This window comes from Sulfitobacter sp. TCYB15, assembly GCF_040435955.1.
Classification (GTDB): domain Bacteria; phylum Pseudomonadota; class Alphaproteobacteria; order Rhodobacterales; family Rhodobacteraceae; genus Sulfitobacter; species Sulfitobacter pontiacus.
In genome coordinates this window covers 2,724,820-2,740,287 of record NZ_CP159193.1, presented here as the reverse complement: position 1 = coordinate 2,740,287, position 15,468 = coordinate 2,724,820, and the positions used below count along the sequence as shown (strand labels likewise).

Sequence of the window (15,468 nt, the reverse complement as noted above, 5' to 3'; positions counted from 1 at the left end):
CCCATGAACGCGAAAATCAGACTTTATGTAGATCATCCGTTGGGGCAGGGGCAATCCGTTCCTTTGGATAAGGCGCAGGCGCATTATCTCTTTGGCGTGATGCGCCAATCGGTGGGCGCGTCGGTTCTTTTGTTTAATGGCATTGATGGCGAATGGCGCGCCGAGGTCGCCGAGGCGGGTAAACGCGGCGGTGTGCTGGTCTGTGCCGAGCAGACGAAAGCGCTGCAAATGCCGCCCGACCTGTGGCTGATCTTTGCGCCGATCAAAAAGGCGCGCACGGATTTCATTGTCGAGAAAGCTGCCGAAATGGGGGCGCGGCGCATTGTGCCGGTGCAAAGTGAATTTACCAACGCCGGCCGCGTGCAGCGCGATCGTCTGCAAGCCCACGCGGTCGAGGCAGCGGAGCAATGCGGCGGGACTTTCGTTCCAGAGGTGGCCGATATGGTCCGGCTGGACCGTCTGATCGATCGTTGGGAGCCCGAGCGGTCCTTGATGTTCTGCGACGAGGCGCTGGCGGGCGAGGAAGAGGGGCTCGCGTCCGCGCGGCCCGGTCCTTGGGCCATCCTGATTGGACCGGAGGGCGGGTTTTCCGACAGTGAGCGCGTGCGTTTGCGCGGGTTGGACTGGTCGCGCCCCGTCGCCTTGGGGCCGCGCATCTTGCGTGCGGATACGGCGGCAGTGGCGGCCATGACCCTGTGGCAAAAGACATTGGGAGATTGGGCGTGAACGGGGTTTCTGGCACGCGCGTCGGAGTGGGGGTTTCACACCCCCACGCCCCCGTGGAGTTTATCTGGCAAAATGAAACCTGCACTAGGAGAGCACGATGAGTTTTCTGCGACCTGAGGCGAAGGCTGAACTGTGGCGTTGGCGCGAGGTTCTGGGCGGAATCGCGGTCGCTTTGATCGGGCTTTGGCTGGTGGCGGGGCCGGGGTTGCTGTTGGCGATACCGGGCTATGCGCTGATCCTTGCGGGGGTGATCTTTGTCTGGATTGGAGGACAGCGTGTGCGGTTTCGCAAGACCGGACTCGGGGCCGGAGCGGTGCAGGTGGATGAGGGGCAGATCGCCTATTTCGGTCCCCTGACTGGCGGCGTCATCGCCCTACGGGAGATGGAGCGTCTGAGCCTTGAGCGCGGGGCCTATCCGGCGCATTGGAAACTGGAACAGCCTGGACAAAATCCCGTGATGATCCCCGTGGATGCCGCGGGGGCGGACGCGCTTTTTGACGCTTTTGCCGCACTTCCGGGGCTGCGTACCGAAAGAATGTTGGCCGAATTGGCCGATGACAAGACCCTGTCCGTCGTGATTTGGGAGCGGCGTTCGATGCGGCCGGCCTCGACCCTGTTGCATTGACACCCCGTCCAAATCGCACCATCCCTTAGACCACAGAAATTGAACTCGGAGCCACCCCACATGTCTATCCCTCAATCCGGCGGCGGCCCGATCGAAAGTTACGACCAGCTGGTCAACTACCTCGCGGACGGGTGCAAGCCCAAGGAAGATTGGCGCATTGGCACCGAGCACGAGAAATTCGGCTACAACAAAGAGACGCTGCTGCCTTTGCCCTATGAGGGCGATTGTTCGATCCGCGCCATGTTGGAAGGGCTGCGCGACGGCCATGGCTGGGATCCTGTGGAAGAGGGCGGCAAGCTGATCGGGTTGGTCAAGGACGGGGCCAATATCTCGCTCGAGCCGGGCGGTCAGTTGGAGCTGTCGGGCGCGCCTGTCGAAACCATCCACGAGACCTGCGACGAGGTGAATACCCATCTGCGCGAAGTGCGCGATGTGGCGGACCGGATCGGCGCGGGGTTCATTGGCTTGGGCGCGGCACCGGAATGGTCCCACGACCAGATGGATCTGATGCCCAAGGGCCGGTACGAGTTGATGAACGAATATATGACCAAGGTCGGCACGATGGGCCGGGTCATGATGCGCCGGACCTGCACGGTGCAGGTGAACCTTGATTTCGGGTCCGAGGCGGACATGGTGCAAAAGCTGCGCGTGGCACTGGCCTTGCAACCTGTCGCGACGGCGCTGTTTGCGAATTCGCCGTTTTTCGAAGGCAAGCCCAACGGCCATAAATCATGGCGCAGCCGCGTGTGGCGTGATCTGGATGCGGCGCGTACGGGCATGTTGCCCTGGGTGTTTGAAGACGGCATGGGCTTTGAGCGTTGGGTGGAATATGCGCTCGATGTGCCGATGTATTTTGTTTACCGCGATGGAAAATATATCGATGCCCTGGGGCAATCTTTCCGCGACTTTCTGAAAGGCAAGCTGCCTGCGCTGCCCGGGGAAATGCCGACGCTGAGCGATTGGGCGGACCACCTGACCACCGCCTTCCCCGAGGCGCGGATCAAGAAATTCATCGAAATGCGCGGTGCTGATGGCGGGCCGTGGCGTCGTCTATGTGCCTTGCCCGCGTTTTGGGTCGGGCTGACTTATGACCAACAGGCGCTGGATGGTGCTTGGGATCTTGTTAAAGGCTGGGACGCGGAAACGCGCGAGGCGCTGCGGGTCGCGGCCTCTGTCGACGGGTTGCAGGCCAAGGTGGGCGGCGTGCGCATGCATGACATCGCGCGCGAGGCCGTGGCCCTGTCCGAACAAGGTCTGAAAGCACGGGCGCGCAGCGGTGCGGGCGGTATGGTCCCGGACGAGACGCATTTCCTGAACGCGCTGAAGGAAAGCATCGAGACCGGCAAGGTCCCTGCGGACGAGCTGCTGGAGGATTACAACGGCAAGTGGAAGGGTGACCTCAGCCGGATCTACGCCGATTATTCTTACTGATCCTCGATGATCAGCCCGCGGACAAAGGCGATAACCTTGGCCGCGGGCATTTCGCAGGGATAAAGACGTGCGCCGCTGGCAAGCGCATAGAGGTTCAGGCTGATATAGTCCGAGCCGCCCAATTCCTCGGCAACCAGTTTCCAGCTTTTACCTGTGTTGAAGGTGCTTTTTGACCAAACATAGCGGCGGGTTTGATATCTGCCGGTGTGAGTGCCGTCGGGCAGCGCGTGGAACGCGTCCAAAAAACGCGCGTCTACGGTAGCCGTCACAGGGTCAGTCTTTCTTGGCACCGATTTTGGGCTCGGTGCCCGCGCGGATGCGTTTGATGTTCTCGCGGTGGCGCCAGAACACCAGCAGGGTCAGCAGAATGCCCAGAAACAGGGCGCTGCCGTAGCCCAGGAAGATCATGAAAAAGGTCGATGCCGCGGCGGATGCCAGCCCCCCGATGGACGAGGTGCGGGTGACGGCCATGGCGATCAGCCACGCCAGACAGCAGGCGAGGCCGACGGGCCATGCAAGGGCCAGCAACACACCAAGGAATGTCGCGACACCCTTGCCACCCTTGAACCCCAGCCAGACCGGATAGCAATGACCCAGCATCGCGGCCAATGCGGCAATTTGGGCCGCGTCCTCGCCCGCGAAGAGCCGTGCCAGCAGCACTGCAACGGCCCCTTTGCCCCCATCCAGGATCAACGTCAGCGCCGCCGCTTTTTTGGAACCTGTGCGCAGCACATTGGTGGCACCGATATTGCCCGACCCGATGCTGCGCAGATCGCCCAGATTCATCGCGCGGGTCAGCACCATGCCAAAGGGGACCGACCCGATCAGATAGGCCGCAACGGCCCAGAACAGGAGCACGAATAGGGAAGAGTCGATCAGGGGCATATTCAGGAGGCCTTATAGATGCAGGTGCCGGAAACGTAAGTTTCCAAGACCTTACCTTGCATGCGCATCCCGTCAAAGGGGGTGTTGCGCGATTTCGACCGCAAAACCTCGCGGTTCATCACGAAAGGCGCGCCATCATCAAACAGCACCAGATCGGCGGGGGCACCGACGGACATCCGCCCCCCGGGCAGCCCCAGACGTTTCGCAGGGTTGAACGACAGCGCACGCCACAATGTGGCAATATCGATCATCTCGGAGTGGACCAGTCGCAAGGCTGCGGGCAGCAGGGTTTCCAATGCGACGGCCCCCGATGCGGCTTCCTCGAAGGGGAGCCGTTTGGATTCCTCGTCCTGCGGGGTGTGCATGGAACAAATGATATCGATCAGGCCAGAGGCCACGGCCTCTATCACGGCGATGCGATCCTCTTCGTCGCGCAGGGGGGGCTTGAGCTTGAAGAAGGTGCGATAGTCGGCCACATCCAGCGCATTCAGCGTCAGGTGGTGGATGCCGACCCCGGCGGTGATATCCAGACCGTTCTTCTTTGCACGCTCCAGCGCGGGCAGGGCGCGGGCGGTGGTGATCTGGTCGGCGTGATAGCGGGCACCCGTCATTTCGATCAGGGCGATGTCGCGGTCCAGCCCCATGCGTTCCGCCATGGGCGAGACGGCAGGCAGCCCGCGCAGCGACGCGAATTTACCAGAGGTCACCGCCGCCCCCTTGCTCAGGATGGGTTCCTGTGGGTGAGCGATGACAAGCGCGCCAAGGCTACGGGCATAGGTCAGCGCGCGGGAGAACACTTTGGTATCCGTCACCACGCGATCACAATCGGTAAAGCCCACGGCACCGGCATCCATGAGAAACCCGATCTCTGTCATCTCGCGGCCTTCGCGGCCCTTGGTCAGCGCAGCCATGGGCACGACGTTGACCGGCGCGGCCTCGTTCGCACGGCGGGTGACGAATTCAAGCACTTCGGGGCTGTCGATGGTGGGGTCGGTGTCGGGGCGGGTGACCATTGTCGTGACCCCACCCGCAGCCGCTGCCAACCCGGCGGAGCGGAAGCTTTCCTTGTGCCGCTCTCCGGGTTCACAAACCTTGACGCCCAGATCGACGATACCGGGGGCCAGGTATTTCCCACGGCAATCCACGACCTGCGCATCCCCGGGGATCGGTGCGGTATCGTCGAGTACCGCCGCGATCATGCCATCCTCGACCCGAAGCGTGCCGCGGGTGACTGTGCCTGCTTCGGGGTCGATCAGCTGCGCGTTGATAAAATGCAGGGTCATGGAGGGGCCTTCGTCGTTAGGAAAACAGGGGTGCCGCAGGGGCAATCAGAAAGGTCAGGACCCGATCCACACCAGCATGCCCGCCACGCCAAAGGCGACGAGCAGGGCAATCATGGCGATACGGCCGGACATCTTGGGATCGGGTTTGGGTTCTTTCACAGCAGCCACCATAGAATAAGACCGATCAGCACGATCACCGCCAAAAGCACGATCATACCGCCGGCGCCGCCCTTGGGCGGGGATTTCGGGGTCATATCCGCGGCACCGGTGTAGGGCTGCGCGGATTCAGCCTCAAGCGGGGTGACGGACATATCGGGCTGCGCCTCGCCATAGGTGCCGATCATCGTCAGTTCGGGGCCAAGGTCCAGCGTCGCTTCCTGCCCGTCAAAGGCCGAGGAGAACAGCAGCAATACATAGCCGTCCAGCGCATCCAACCGCGCGCGGTCGCGGCTGATCTGTTCACGAGGCACCGCATAGCCATCACCCAGATAGGAGGCGAGACCCACGCCGGTCAGATCGGACACGGGGAACAGTTCGGCCGCGCCTTCGGGCATAGGGCGGCCCAGCAGATCAGCAATCAGCGCCTCTTTACTGTCGTTGCGCAGGTCGCGGGCCAATTCGTCAATCGGGCGGTTCACGGCAAACAGGCGGATCTGGCCGATCTCGCCCTTGGGGATTTCGAGTTGTGTCATCGTGTTGCACCTTTGTACGGGGTTACCATCAATGCACTTAATCTGTCGCTGTCTTCGACATATTCAAATCCTAGATGCGCGGCGCGTGCCGGATTGCCCAGCTGTTCATGCCGGATAAAGAAAACCGACGGCGGGCTGGTCGGGCGCAGATCGGGTTTCGTCTCGGCGCTGCGGGGAAAAGCTTTGGCACGGGTGCCGTCGCGGGTCAGTTTGAAAAACAGGGCGCGGTGGTTGGTCAGCGCATAGCGGGTGCGGCGCAGGTCGGTCAGACGTTTCATCCCGCGCAGCAACGACAGCGCCACCAGCGCGACGATCACCGCCACCACGACCGATTGCGACACGGGCAGGGTGTTGCCCCGCAGCACAAATGCCCCCGCGACCACGGTGCCAATGGCCCCGACAAAGGGGCCGAAGAGCTGAAAATTGCGCAGCGACAGCTTGGGGCGGGGGCGCCCCGTCCAGAGCAGCTCTTCCTCGGGTTCAAGCAGGTCTTGCCAAAAACGATCGCTCATGATGCCGCCTCTATCGCTTGGGCAAGGCGGGCCTTGGTCTCTGCCCGGTTCGGCACCAGCGGCAAGGTGATCCGCTGGCCGTCAGGCAGGCCAAGACTGATCGACCACAAGGACAGTTTCCCGATCGACCGGATGTCGGTCAACGGCAGGACCAGCGGCTCTGCCGTATCGGGGGAGTTGATGTAGAGCGCACGGTTGGTCAGCCGCCAGACGGTATTGCGGTTGCTGTACCAGATCTGGAATTCCTCAAACACCCACATGTAGAAGACCGCAATCAGGACCGAGGCCAGCAGCCAGGTGATCGGGTCCAGCCAGATGAGCAAGGGCAGCGTAAACAACATGGTCAGCACCGCCAGCGCCACGCACCGCCAAAAGAACGCCCGCGGCGAGATACGCCAGTGCAGCAGGTCCTGTTCTTCGGGCGGGGCTGCGGTCATGCGGTGGCCTTGCGGCTGTCGACAAGGTTGCGCGCCAGCAGGTCCATCGCGGCCATGCGCACGGCGACGCCCATCTCTACCTGATCCTGAATGACGCTGCGGTTGATGTCATCGGCGAGCGTTCCGTCGATCTCGACCCCCCGGTTCATCGGGCCGGGGTGCATCACGATGGCATCGGGCTTGGCATGGGCCAGTTTTTCGGCGTCCAGCCCATATCTGTGATAATACTCGCGTTCGCTGGGGATAAAGCCGCCATCCATGCGTTCTTTTTGCAAGCGGAGCATCATCACAACATCAACGTCTTTCAGCCCTTCTTCCATGTCATCGAAGACTTCGACGCCGAATTCACCGATTTGCGCGGGCATCAGCGTCGGCGGCGCGATGAGGCGGATGCGGTTCTCCATCTTGCCAAGCAGCATGATGTTGGACCGTGCCACGCGACTATGGGCAATGTCGCCGCAGATGGCGATGGACAGGCGATGCAAGCGGCCCTTGGCGCGGCGGATCGTCAGCGCGTCCAGCAGTGCTTGCGTAGGGTGCTCATGCCGCCCGTCGCCCGCATTGAGCACCGCGCAGTTCACCTTCTGTGCCAGAAGATCGACGGCACCGGATTGTGGATGGCGGACCACCAGCAGATCGGGGTGCATGGCGTTCAAGGTCATCGCCGTATCAATCAGGGTTTCGCCCTTTTTGATCGAGGACGCCTGCATCGCCATATTCATCACATCCGCCCCCAACCGCTTGCCCGCGATCTCGAAGCTCGCCTGCGTCCGGGTGGAGTTTTCGAAGAACATATTGATCTGTGTCAGCCCGCTCAGCGCGTCGCTGTGTTTATGGGGCTGGCGGTTCAGATCGGCATAGCTGTCGGCCAGATCAAGCAGGGTGGTGATGTCGTCCTGGGACAGGTGTTCAATGCCCAGAAGATGGCGGTGTGCGAAACTCATGACGGGGGACCCCACGTTATTTTTGGCGTTATAGGCGGCGGCGCAGGGCGGGGCAAGTCGTCGGGCGGGGGCATCCGGCCGTGGGGGCCGCGTTGGATTTAAGACCATTTGGAAGTTGGCATTTTTATTGCCGACACCAGCGCGTAAGTTGGGCGCATGGAATCAGTGGATTATCATCAGGCGCTTGCGCTTTTGCATTGGCAGATCGAACTTGGCGCGACCGAGGCGATTTGCGATGCGCCGGTGAACCGCTACGAGGTGCCCGCCGCGGTCGAGAAGCCGAAGGCGCAAAAGGGCAAGAGCGGACCGGTGCCTTTGGCCGCCCAAGGGCCGGACGTGGTGGCAGAGGCGACTCAGGCCGCGGCTGGGGCTGCGACGCTGGATGAATTGCGTGCCGCCATGGCCGCCTTCGAGCATTGCGAGCTGAAACGCGGCGCGCGCAAAATGGTTTTCTCGGACGGGACGCCGGGGGCCCGGGTGATGATCGTGGGCGAGGCTCCGGGACGACACGAAGACCGCGAGGGCCGCCCCTTTGTCGGGCGTGCTGGCGTGTTGCTGGACAAGATGCTCGCGGCCATCGACATGGGGCGTCATCATCAGACGTCGCCTGTCTATATCACCAATGTCTTGCCCTGGCGGCCGCCGCAGAACCGCGACCCGAAGCCGGACGAAATCGCGATGATGAAACCGTTTCTGGCGCGGCATATCGCTTTGGCCAAGCCCGAGGTATTGGTCATCGTTGGCAATTGGTCCGCGCAGGCGTTGCTGGGCAAACGCGGCATCACCCGCTTGCGCGGTCAGTGGACGCAAGCCGAGGGGTTGCCCGCGTTGCCCATGTTCCACCCCGCCTATCTGCTGCGCAGCCCCGAGTTCAAACGCGAGGCCTGGGCCGATTTACTCTCACTGAAGGCGAAATTGACGCATGGTTGATCCCCTCACATTGCTGGCCTTTGTGCCCGCCGCCCTGGCGCTGAACCTGACACCGGGTGCGGATATGATGTTTTGTCTGGGGCAGGGCATGCGCTTTGGTCCGCGCGCCTCGGTTGCGGCCAGTGCGGGGGTCGCCCTTGGCGGTATGGTGCATGTGACCTTGGCGGGGCTTGGCCTTGGTGCGGTGGTGGCGGCGCTGCCGTGGGCGTTTGATGTGATCCGCTGGATCGGGGTTGGCTATCTTTTGTGGCTGGCCGTGCAGACCTGGCGTAGCAGCGGCGCGGCCGCAACACCCGTGCCTGCGCCGAAATCCGCGTTTCGCAGCGGTTTGATCGTGAACCTGACGAACCCCAAGGTGATCCTTTTCGTGCTGGCCTTTGTCCCGCAGTTCGTTGTGCCAGAAGCGGGGCCGGTTTTGCTGCAGTTTCTGATGCTGGGGTCCGTACTGTCGCTTGGCGGGTTGATCATCAACGCCTTGGTCGGTGTGTTTGCCAGTGGCCTCGGCCGCCGGATGGTGGGGGGCGGGCAGGCGCTGCGCTGGATCAGCAGCGGTATTTTCGTGGCCCTCGCCGCACGCCTTGCAGTATTGGAGCGGACATGAGCCGGATTGACGAGACGATTGACTTTATCCCCGTGCGTATCGCGGTGCTGACGGTATCCGATACCCGCGGTTTGGCCGAAGACAGGTCAGGCGATGTATTGGTCGCGCGCATCGCCGAAGCGGGGCATTTCCTCGCGGCACGCAGCATCATCCGCGATGAGCGCGGCGAGATTGCCGACCAGTTGCGCGACTGGTGTGCCGACCCTGAGATTGACGTGGTGATCAGCACGGGGGGCACAGGGCTGACGGGGCGCGATGTTACAGTCGAGGCACATCGCGATATCTACGAGAAAGAGATCGATGCATTCGGCACAGTGTTCACGATCGTATCCATGCAGAAGATCGGCACCTCGGCGGTGCAAAGCCGGGCCACCGCTGGCGTCGCCCAGGGGACGTATCTCTTCGCGCTGCCCGGGTCTCCGGGGGCGTGCAAGGATGCGTGGGACGAGATTTTGATCAAGCAGCTCGACTATCGGCACAAGCCCTGCAACTTCGTTGAGATCATGCCGCGTCTGGATGAACACCAACGCCGGAAATAGCAGCTGGGGCGATGAATTTGATCCAATTCCCCCGCCCTGCTTTGCGATGCGCCTGATAAGCCGTGCGTGGCTGTCACAACTGTGATTTTGTTCTGCAGGCCTGCGGGGTAAGCTGGCACGGACGAAATAGGATCGGGGCAAGATGCGTTTTCTACGGCAAAGCATGATCGGGTTGTTTCTGGCAGCGGCGACATTGGGGTTTCTGGTGCTTGCGGCGGACCTCATTGGCGGGGCGGTTCAGCAGCGTCTGACCGACACGCCGCCCGAGCGCGCCCCGCGTGAGCGGGTATTCTCGGTCAATGTGGTGCGTGCGCAGTCTGGGACCGAAGTGCCGGTGCTGCAAAGTTTCGGCGCGGTGCAAAGCCGCCGCACGCTAGAGTTGCGTGCGGCCGTGGGCGGGCGCGTGGTCGAGCTGGCTCCGGAATTCGAAGAGGGCGGGCAGGTCACAGCGGGTCAGGTTCTGGTGCGCCTTGACCGGTCGGATGCTTTGGCCGAGGTCGCGCGGGCGCAAAGTGCCGTACGCGATGCAGAGGCAGAGGGGCGCGATGCGGACCGCGCGCTGGCTTTGGGACTGGACGAGCTTGCCGCCGCCGAAGAGCAGGCCGCGCTGCGCACCCGCGCGTTTGACCGCCAGCGTGATCTGGGCGAACGCGGTGTCGGCACCGCGACGGCGACGGAAACGGCAGAGCTTGCTGCCTCAAGCGCGCGACAGGCCGTTCTTGCACGTCGACAGGTGGTGACCCAGACAGAAGCGCGCGTGGATAACGCGGTACGCTTGTTGTCCAACGCTCAAATCGCGTTGGAGGATGCGCAGCGTGCGTTAAAGGAAACCACGATCACCGCGCCGTTTGATGGGGCGCTGAGCGAAACCTCGGTCGTCGAGGGGCGCTTGGTCTCTGCGAACGAGAGGCTGGCAGAGCTGATCGCGCCGGATGATCTTGAGATTTCCTTCCGCATCTCGACCGCGCAATACGCGCGGCTGCTGGATGCGCAGGGCCGGTTGATCAAGGCAGAGATCACCGCGCGCCTTGATGTCGCGGGCGTGGACCTTGAGGCCCGCGGCCAGATCACCCGCGCGGGGGCCGCTGCGGGCGAGGGGGCCAGCGGGCGTCTGATCTTTGCCTCGTTGACGCAGGCACCGGGGTTCAAACCGGGGGACTTCACGACGGTACATGTGCGTGAACCTGCGCTGGACGATGTGATCCGCCTGCCAAGCTCTGCCCTTGATGCCACGGGAGCGGTCTTGGTGCTGGATGCGGAGAACCGATTGGAAAGCATTCAGGTCTCTGTTCTGCGCCGCGTGGGCGACGACGTGTTGGTCCGTGGTCCCGTCGAAGGTCGCGACGTGGTCGAGGCGCGGTCGCCCCTGCTGGGGGCCGGTATCGCGGTAAAGCCGTTGCGTCCGGGGGCGGATGAGACCGCGCAGGGAGATGTCCCCAGCATGATCGCCCTGACAGAGGAGCGTCGCGCAAAGCTTGTGGCCTTTATCGAGGGGAATAGCCGCATGCCCCAAGAGGCGAAGGCGCGCGTGCTGGCGCAGCTGGCCGAGCCGCAGGTGCCGGCGCGCATGATCGAACGCCTTGAAAGCCGGATGGGAGGCTAGGGAGATGGCGCGCAGCATGTCCGGTCGTGCAGGGGGAATCCTGTCGTATTTCACCCGTCACCGGACGGCCGCCAACCTGCTGCTTGTGGTGCTGCTGGTCTGCGGGGCGGCCGCTGCGCCGAATATGCGGGCGCAGTTCTTTCCTGATGTGATCATCGACAGCGTGTCGGTCACTACCGTTTGGGAGGGGGCGGGGGCCGACGATGTGGACAGTGCCATCGTTCAGGTGCTTGAACCGGTCTTGCTGGCGGTCGAAGGGGTCGAAAGCTCCACCGCTGCCTCGCGCGAGGGCAGCGGGACCGTCTCGCTCGAGTTCGAGCCCAATTGGGACATGGCCCGCGCCGCGACGGATGTGCAAACGGCGGTGGATTCGGTTACCACACTGCCAGAAGATGCCGAAGATCCGGTGGTCCGGCGTGGTATCTGGCGCGACCGTGTGACCGATGTGGTGATCACCGGCCCGATCAGCGCGGAACAGCTGGGACGTTTCGCGGATGAATTCGTCACGCGGCTGTTCGCGGCGGGTGTAACGCGCAGCACCATTCAGGGGGTCGCGGCGCCGCAAACCCTGATCGAGGTGCCGTCGACCAGACTGATCCGCCACGACATCACCATGGCCGAAATCGCCGCTGTGATCGCGGCCGAGGTGGACGCCAACCCCGCCGGTGATGTGACAGGCGCCAATGCGCGCGTGCGTACCGGCACCGCGAAGCGTAGCGCGGATGCCCTGTCTCGCGTCGTGTTGCGCAGCAATGCGGACGGGTCGTCATTGCTGGTCGGGGATGTGGCAAGGGTGATCGAGCAGGGCTCCGACCGCGAGGTAGGGTATTTCGTGGGGGATGATCCCGCGATCTCTGTGCGTATTGACCGCTCTGACGGGGGGGATGCCATCGGTATCCAGCATAGCGTCGAAAGCGTCGCGGCGGATATGGCTGTGATGCTGCCCAAGGGCGTGACGATAGAGCTGATCCGCACGCGGGCGGAGGCGATCACCGGGCGGTTGGACCTGCTGATTGATAACGGGCTGATGGGGCTCGCACTGGTGGTGGGGTTGCTGTTCCTCTTTCTTAATGCGCGCACGGCCTTTTGGGTGGCCGCGGGCATACCTGCGTCGATGGCCGCGGCGATTGCGCTGATGTATGCGGGAGGGATCACGATCAATATGATCTCTTTGTTCGGGTTGATCATCACGCTTGGCATTGTGGTTGATGATGCGATCGTTGTGGGCGAACACGCGGACTATCGCCACAAGGAGCTGGGCGAGCCCCCCATGCAAGCGGCAGAGAATGCGGCGCGGCGGATGGCGATGCCGGTCTTTGCCGCAACGATGACAACGATCATTGCTTTTTTCGGTCTGCTTGCCGTGGGCGGGCGCTTTGGCAGTCTGATCGCGGATATCCCCCTTACAGTGATTGCCGTGCTGGCCGCGTCACTGGTTGAATGTTTTCTGATCCTGCCGAACCATATGGCCCATGCGATGGCAGCAGGGGCCAAGCAACGGTGGTATGACCTGCCCAGCCGAGTGGTCAATCGCGGGTTTCTCTGGGTGCGCGAACGGCTGTTCCGCCCCTTCATGGCGGGGGTGATCCGCGCGCGCTATGTGGTGCTTGCCGGTGTGGTCGCTGTGCTGGCCTCGCAGGTGGCGCTGTTCATCCGGGGTGACGTGCAATGGCGGTTCTTCAATGCGCCGGAACGCGGGTCGGTGACGGGTAATTTTGCCATGGCCGAAGGGGCCACCCGCGCCGATACGCTGGCGATGATGCGCGAAATGCAACGCGCGACAGAGGCGCTGGGCGCGCAATACGCCGAGGAATACGGCACCAACCCCATCGACTATGTGATCGCGCAGATCGGGGGCAATGCGGGGCGCGGTCTGGACGGGGCCGACAGCAAGGACGCCGATCTGCTGGGCGGCATCTCGATCGAGCTGATCGACGCCGATCTGCGCCCCTATTCCAGCTTCGCCTTTGTCGCTGAACTGCAAGACGCGGTGGTCAATCATCCCCTTGCCGAAACCGTCAGCTTTCGCGGCTGGCGGTCGGGTCCCGGGGGGGACGCGCTGGATGTGCAGTTCTACGGCGCTGACACGCAGGTGTTGAAAGCCGCATCGCAGGATCTGCAAGATGCCCTGCGGCAATATCCCGAAGTCAGCGCGGTGCAGGATAACCTGGCCTACGACAAGGAAGAGCTGATCCTTGATCTGACGCCGCAAGGACAGGCGCTTGGGTTCACGATTGATACCTTGGGGCGGGTGCTGCGCCACCGTCTGGGCGGGATCGAGGCGGCGACCTATCCCGACGGTCCACGATCGGCGACAATCCGGGTTGAACTGCCCGAGGGAGAGCTCACCGCGGATTTCCTTGAACGGACGCAGATGCGCACGCCGGACGGGCAATATGTGCCGCTGGCCGATATCGTCAGCGTGGACCGACGCACCGGCTTCAGCACGGTCCGGCGCGAGAATGGCATCCGTCTGATTTCGGTCACGGGCGACATATCAGAGGATGACCCCGCCCGCGCGAGCGAGATCACGACGGCCCTGCGCGAGGATATCCTGCCGCGCATCGCCTCTGAACGGCAGGTGGATTTCCGCATCGGCGGGTTGAGCGAGCAGGAAGGCACGTTTCTGTCGGATGCGCTGACCGGTCTGATCCTTGTGCTGACGGGCATCTACCTTGTTCTCGCTTGGGTTTTTGGCAGTTGGACGCGGCCCATGGTGGTGATGGCGGTGATCCCCTTTGGTCTGGTCGGCACAATCTACGGGCACGCCCTGTGGGAGGTGCCGCTGAGCATGTTCACGGTCGTGGGCCTGTTGGGGATGACAGGGATCATCATCAACGATTCCATTGTTCTGGTGGGTACGATTGACGAATACGGAGCCACCCGTGGGGTGATCCCGTCGATCATCGATGGTGCGGCGGATCGGTTGCGGCCGGTGATGCTGACCACGCTGACAACGGTCCTTGGCATGGCGCCGCTGCTCTATGAGCAAAGCCAGCAGGCGCAGTTCCTGAAGCCCACGGTGATCACGCTGGTCTATGGTTTGGGTTTTGGCATGTTTCTGGTGTTGCTGGTCGTGCCTGCGCTGGTCGCGGCGCAGCATGATATCGGTCGCCAGATCCGGGCGATGCGTCGGGCCATGCGGGCACGGGCAGGGGGGCTGCGCCTCGGCATTCTGGCGCTTTGGGTGCTGGTGGTGCTGTGGGGTGGGGCCACGCTGGGGTGGGTCGCGGTGACGGGCGGACTGCATACCGCACTGGTCGAGCTGCTGCCTGAGCTCGGGGCGATGACCCCGCGCAGCGCGGCGCTGCTGCTGTTCCTGGCCGGGGCCGCTTTGATCGCGCTTGCGGGCTATATCGTCGGTGCGGTGGCGTTGCTGCTGTCGCGGCGCAAACGGGCCATGTGATCAGCCCGCGTTGCATCCCACAATGTCGACGGCCTGCTTGCTGCCCAATACCGTCATGCGGATATGCGACCGGTTCAGTGCCACGGGGCCGCCGCTGACGTGACCCACGTCCACCCGCGCATGTAGGACGTTGCCCTTGCGGGTGGTATCTGCCTCGCTGACCCAGAGATCAGGGTTGCCGGTTTCGATCACCACCAGCTCTTGCCCGCCCGCGGGCGGGAGGGTGATCGCGGCGTCCAGTGTCAGGTCCGCGCCTGCCATACCGATGGTGCAGGTCACGTCTTTCACACGGGCCTCTTTCGCCGAAAACGGGCGCTGCGCCAATGAGGCGGCAATCGCTGGATCGGCGCGGGTTGTGGTGGTGTCGATCACGCCGCTCAGCTCAAGCGAGGCGGGCACGCAGATGTCACTGCACACGCCCAGATCAATGGTGGTCTGGACCGTGACGGGGGCCCCTTTGTCGGGTACGCTGATCCGCAGCGGCAACACGACCTGATCCTTATACCCGATGGTGGTCAGATTGGGTTCGCGGAACACCGTAGGCGCAGGCCATTCCACGGCCACCGCCGACAGGTTGCGCGAGCCGGACCAGTCGAAGCTGGGCGGGATACCCATGTCACCGGGCGCGCGCCAGTAGGTCTTCCAGCCCGGCTCCACCGTCATGCGGATCGCGGCCATGCGGTTGCCATCGGGCAGCACCCAGCCTTGGAGGATTTCCCCGTGGATCACTTCCATTGCAGAAGCGGGCAGCGGGGCGATAAGGGCAGCGGCCATCAGGCCAAGAATTTTTCTGGTCATGGCGCTTTCATGGGCCATCTGCCCCCGGTTTGCCAAGTCACGTTTGCATTATGATG

The 15,468-nt window shown here is 63.1% G+C and carries 16 protein-coding genes; 8 read left to right on the top strand and 8 right to left on the bottom strand.

Annotated features, from left to right (window positions below; genetic code table 11):
- The first annotated feature begins 3 nt into the window (after window positions 1–3).
- The 3 genes from ABM428_RS13195 to ABM428_RS13185 all read left to right on the top strand — a co-directional run bounded on the left by ABM428_RS13195 (window position 4) and on the right by ABM428_RS13185 (window position 2,782).
- The gene (locus ABM428_RS13195) at window positions 4–726 is read left to right on the top strand and encodes a 16S rRNA (uracil(1498)-N(3))-methyltransferase (protein ID WP_037944814.1); all 723 of its coding nucleotides are present in this window, start codon (window positions 4–6) and stop codon (window positions 724–726) included.
- Window positions 727–823: 97 nt separating this feature from the next.
- Window positions 824–1,351, top strand: a complete 528-nt coding sequence (locus ABM428_RS13190; RefSeq protein WP_005849675.1) for a hypothetical protein — start codon at window positions 824–826, stop codon at window positions 1,349–1,351.
- 60 nt (window positions 1,352–1,411) lie between these two features.
- The gene (locus ABM428_RS13185; RefSeq protein WP_132997786.1) at window positions 1,412–2,782 is read left to right on the top strand and encodes a glutamate--cysteine ligase; all 1,371 of its coding nucleotides are present in this window, start codon (window positions 1,412–1,414) and stop codon (window positions 2,780–2,782) included.
- On the opposite strand, the gene ABM428_RS13180 is transcribed toward ABM428_RS13185, so the two are convergent.
- From ABM428_RS13180 to ABM428_RS13150, 7 genes are all read right to left on the bottom strand, one after another.
- A complete protein-coding gene (locus ABM428_RS13180) occupies window positions 2,776–3,051 on the bottom strand; it encodes a hypothetical protein (RefSeq protein ID WP_132997785.1) in 276 nt (91 codons plus the stop codon). The genes ABM428_RS13185 and ABM428_RS13180 overlap by 7 nt on opposite strands.
- A gap of 4 nt (window positions 3,052–3,055) precedes the next feature.
- Window positions 3,056–3,667: a glycerol-3-phosphate 1-O-acyltransferase PlsY gene (plsY, locus tag ABM428_RS13175; RefSeq protein WP_005849669.1), complete on the bottom strand. Its 612-nt coding sequence runs from the start codon at window positions 3,665–3,667 to the stop codon at window positions 3,056–3,058.
- A gap of 2 nt (window positions 3,668–3,669) precedes the next feature.
- Complete coding sequence (gene pyrC, locus ABM428_RS13170; protein WP_132997784.1) at window positions 3,670–4,950, bottom strand: dihydroorotase; 1,281 nt, start codon at window positions 4,948–4,950, stop codon at window positions 3,670–3,672.
- A 155-nt stretch (window positions 4,951–5,105) separates the two neighbouring features.
- The gene (locus ABM428_RS13165) at window positions 5,106–5,642 is read right to left on the bottom strand and encodes a hypothetical protein (RefSeq protein WP_009825246.1); all 537 of its coding nucleotides are present in this window, start codon (window positions 5,640–5,642) and stop codon (window positions 5,106–5,108) included.
- Window positions 5,639–6,154 carry a hypothetical protein gene (locus ABM428_RS13160; protein ID WP_037944806.1) on the bottom strand — a complete coding sequence of 172 codons (516 nt, stop codon included), beginning with the start codon at window positions 6,152–6,154 and terminating at the stop codon, window positions 5,639–5,641. The genes ABM428_RS13165 and ABM428_RS13160 overlap by 4 nt, the downstream gene beginning before the upstream one ends.
- On the bottom strand, window positions 6,151–6,591 hold the full coding sequence (locus ABM428_RS13155; RefSeq protein WP_037944805.1) for a hypothetical protein: 441 nt from the start codon (window positions 6,589–6,591) through the stop codon (window positions 6,151–6,153). The genes ABM428_RS13160 and ABM428_RS13155 overlap by 4 nt, the downstream gene beginning before the upstream one ends.
- Window positions 6,588–7,535, bottom strand: a complete 948-nt coding sequence (locus ABM428_RS13150) for an aspartate carbamoyltransferase catalytic subunit (RefSeq protein ID WP_009825243.1) — start codon at window positions 7,533–7,535, stop codon at window positions 6,588–6,590. Before ABM428_RS13150 ends, ABM428_RS13155 begins: the two co-directional genes overlap by 4 nt.
- Before the next feature lie 156 nt (window positions 7,536–7,691).
- Between ABM428_RS13150 and ABM428_RS13145 the strand changes: the two genes are divergently transcribed.
- The 5 genes from ABM428_RS13145 to ABM428_RS13125 all read left to right on the top strand — a co-directional run bounded on the left by ABM428_RS13145 (window position 7,692) and on the right by ABM428_RS13125 (window position 14,614).
- The gene (locus tag ABM428_RS13145) at window positions 7,692–8,465 is read left to right on the top strand and encodes a uracil-DNA glycosylase (protein WP_353628009.1); all 774 of its coding nucleotides are present in this window, start codon (window positions 7,692–7,694) and stop codon (window positions 8,463–8,465) included.
- The gene (locus ABM428_RS13140; RefSeq protein ID WP_009825242.1) at window positions 8,458–9,066 is read left to right on the top strand and encodes a LysE family translocator; all 609 of its coding nucleotides are present in this window, start codon (window positions 8,458–8,460) and stop codon (window positions 9,064–9,066) included. The genes ABM428_RS13145 and ABM428_RS13140 overlap by 8 nt, the downstream gene beginning before the upstream one ends.
- Window positions 9,063–9,605: a molybdenum cofactor biosynthesis protein B gene (gene moaB, locus ABM428_RS13135; protein ID WP_353628008.1), complete on the top strand. Its 543-nt coding sequence runs from the start codon at window positions 9,063–9,065 to the stop codon at window positions 9,603–9,605. The genes ABM428_RS13140 and moaB overlap by 4 nt, the downstream gene beginning before the upstream one ends.
- A gap of 142 nt (window positions 9,606–9,747) precedes the next feature.
- Window positions 9,748–11,208 carry an efflux RND transporter periplasmic adaptor subunit gene (locus ABM428_RS13130; protein WP_304950118.1) on the top strand — a complete coding sequence of 487 codons (1,461 nt, stop codon included), beginning with the start codon at window positions 9,748–9,750 and terminating at the stop codon, window positions 11,206–11,208.
- Window positions 11,209–11,212: 4 nt separating this feature from the next.
- A complete protein-coding gene (locus tag ABM428_RS13125) occupies window positions 11,213–14,614 on the top strand; it encodes an efflux RND transporter permease subunit (RefSeq protein WP_353628007.1) in 3,402 nt (1,133 codons plus the stop codon).
- On the opposite strand, the gene ABM428_RS13120 is transcribed toward ABM428_RS13125, so the two are convergent.
- The gene (locus ABM428_RS13120; RefSeq protein ID WP_235602558.1) at window positions 14,615–15,412 is read right to left on the bottom strand and encodes a protein-disulfide reductase DsbD domain-containing protein; all 798 of its coding nucleotides are present in this window, start codon (window positions 15,410–15,412) and stop codon (window positions 14,615–14,617) included.
- Window positions 15,413–15,468: the final 56 nt, after the last annotated feature.

What these genes read in the sequence shown, in the direction of transcription:
- ABM428_RS13195 (WP_037944814.1), top strand. Translation starts at nt 4, where the DNA reads ATGAACGCGAAAATCAGACTTTATGTAGATCATCCGTTGGGGCAGGGG.
- ABM428_RS13145 (WP_353628009.1), top strand. Translation starts at nt 7,692, where the DNA reads ATGGAATCAGTGGATTATCATCAGGCGCTTGCGCTTTTGCATTGGCAG.
- ABM428_RS13185 (WP_132997786.1), top strand. Translation starts at nt 1,412, where the DNA reads ATGTCTATCCCTCAATCCGGCGGCGGCCCGATCGAAAGTTACGACCAG.
- ABM428_RS13155 (WP_037944805.1), bottom strand. Translation starts at nt 6,591, where the DNA reads ATGACCGCAGCCCCGCCCGAAGAACAGGACCTGCTGCACTGGCGTATC.
- plsY (WP_005849669.1), bottom strand. Translation starts at nt 3,667, where the DNA reads ATGCCCCTGATCGACTCTTCCCTATTCGTGCTCCTGTTCTGGGCCGTT.
- moaB (WP_353628008.1), top strand. Translation starts at nt 9,063, where the DNA reads ATGAGCCGGATTGACGAGACGATTGACTTTATCCCCGTGCGTATCGCG.
- ABM428_RS13130 (WP_304950118.1), top strand. Translation starts at nt 9,748, where the DNA reads ATGCGTTTTCTACGGCAAAGCATGATCGGGTTGTTTCTGGCAGCGGCG.
- ABM428_RS13150 (WP_009825243.1), bottom strand. Translation starts at nt 7,535, where the DNA reads ATGAGTTTCGCACACCGCCATCTTCTGGGCATTGAACACCTGTCCCAG.
- ABM428_RS13125 (WP_353628007.1), top strand. Translation starts at nt 11,213, where the DNA reads ATGGCGCGCAGCATGTCCGGTCGTGCAGGGGGAATCCTGTCGTATTTC.
- pyrC (WP_132997784.1), bottom strand. Translation starts at nt 4,950, where the DNA reads ATGACCCTGCATTTTATCAACGCGCAGCTGATCGACCCCGAAGCAGGC.
- ABM428_RS13165 (WP_009825246.1), bottom strand. Translation starts at nt 5,642, where the DNA reads ATGACACAACTCGAAATCCCCAAGGGCGAGATCGGCCAGATCCGCCTG.
- ABM428_RS13190 (WP_005849675.1), top strand. Translation starts at nt 824, where the DNA reads ATGAGTTTTCTGCGACCTGAGGCGAAGGCTGAACTGTGGCGTTGGCGC.
- ABM428_RS13120 (WP_235602558.1), bottom strand. Translation starts at nt 15,412, where the DNA reads ATGACCAGAAAAATTCTTGGCCTGATGGCCGCTGCCCTTATCGCCCCG.
- ABM428_RS13140 (WP_009825242.1), top strand. Translation starts at nt 8,458, where the DNA reads ATGGTTGATCCCCTCACATTGCTGGCCTTTGTGCCCGCCGCCCTGGCG.
- ABM428_RS13160 (WP_037944806.1), bottom strand. Translation starts at nt 6,154, where the DNA reads ATGAGCGATCGTTTTTGGCAAGACCTGCTTGAACCCGAGGAAGAGCTG.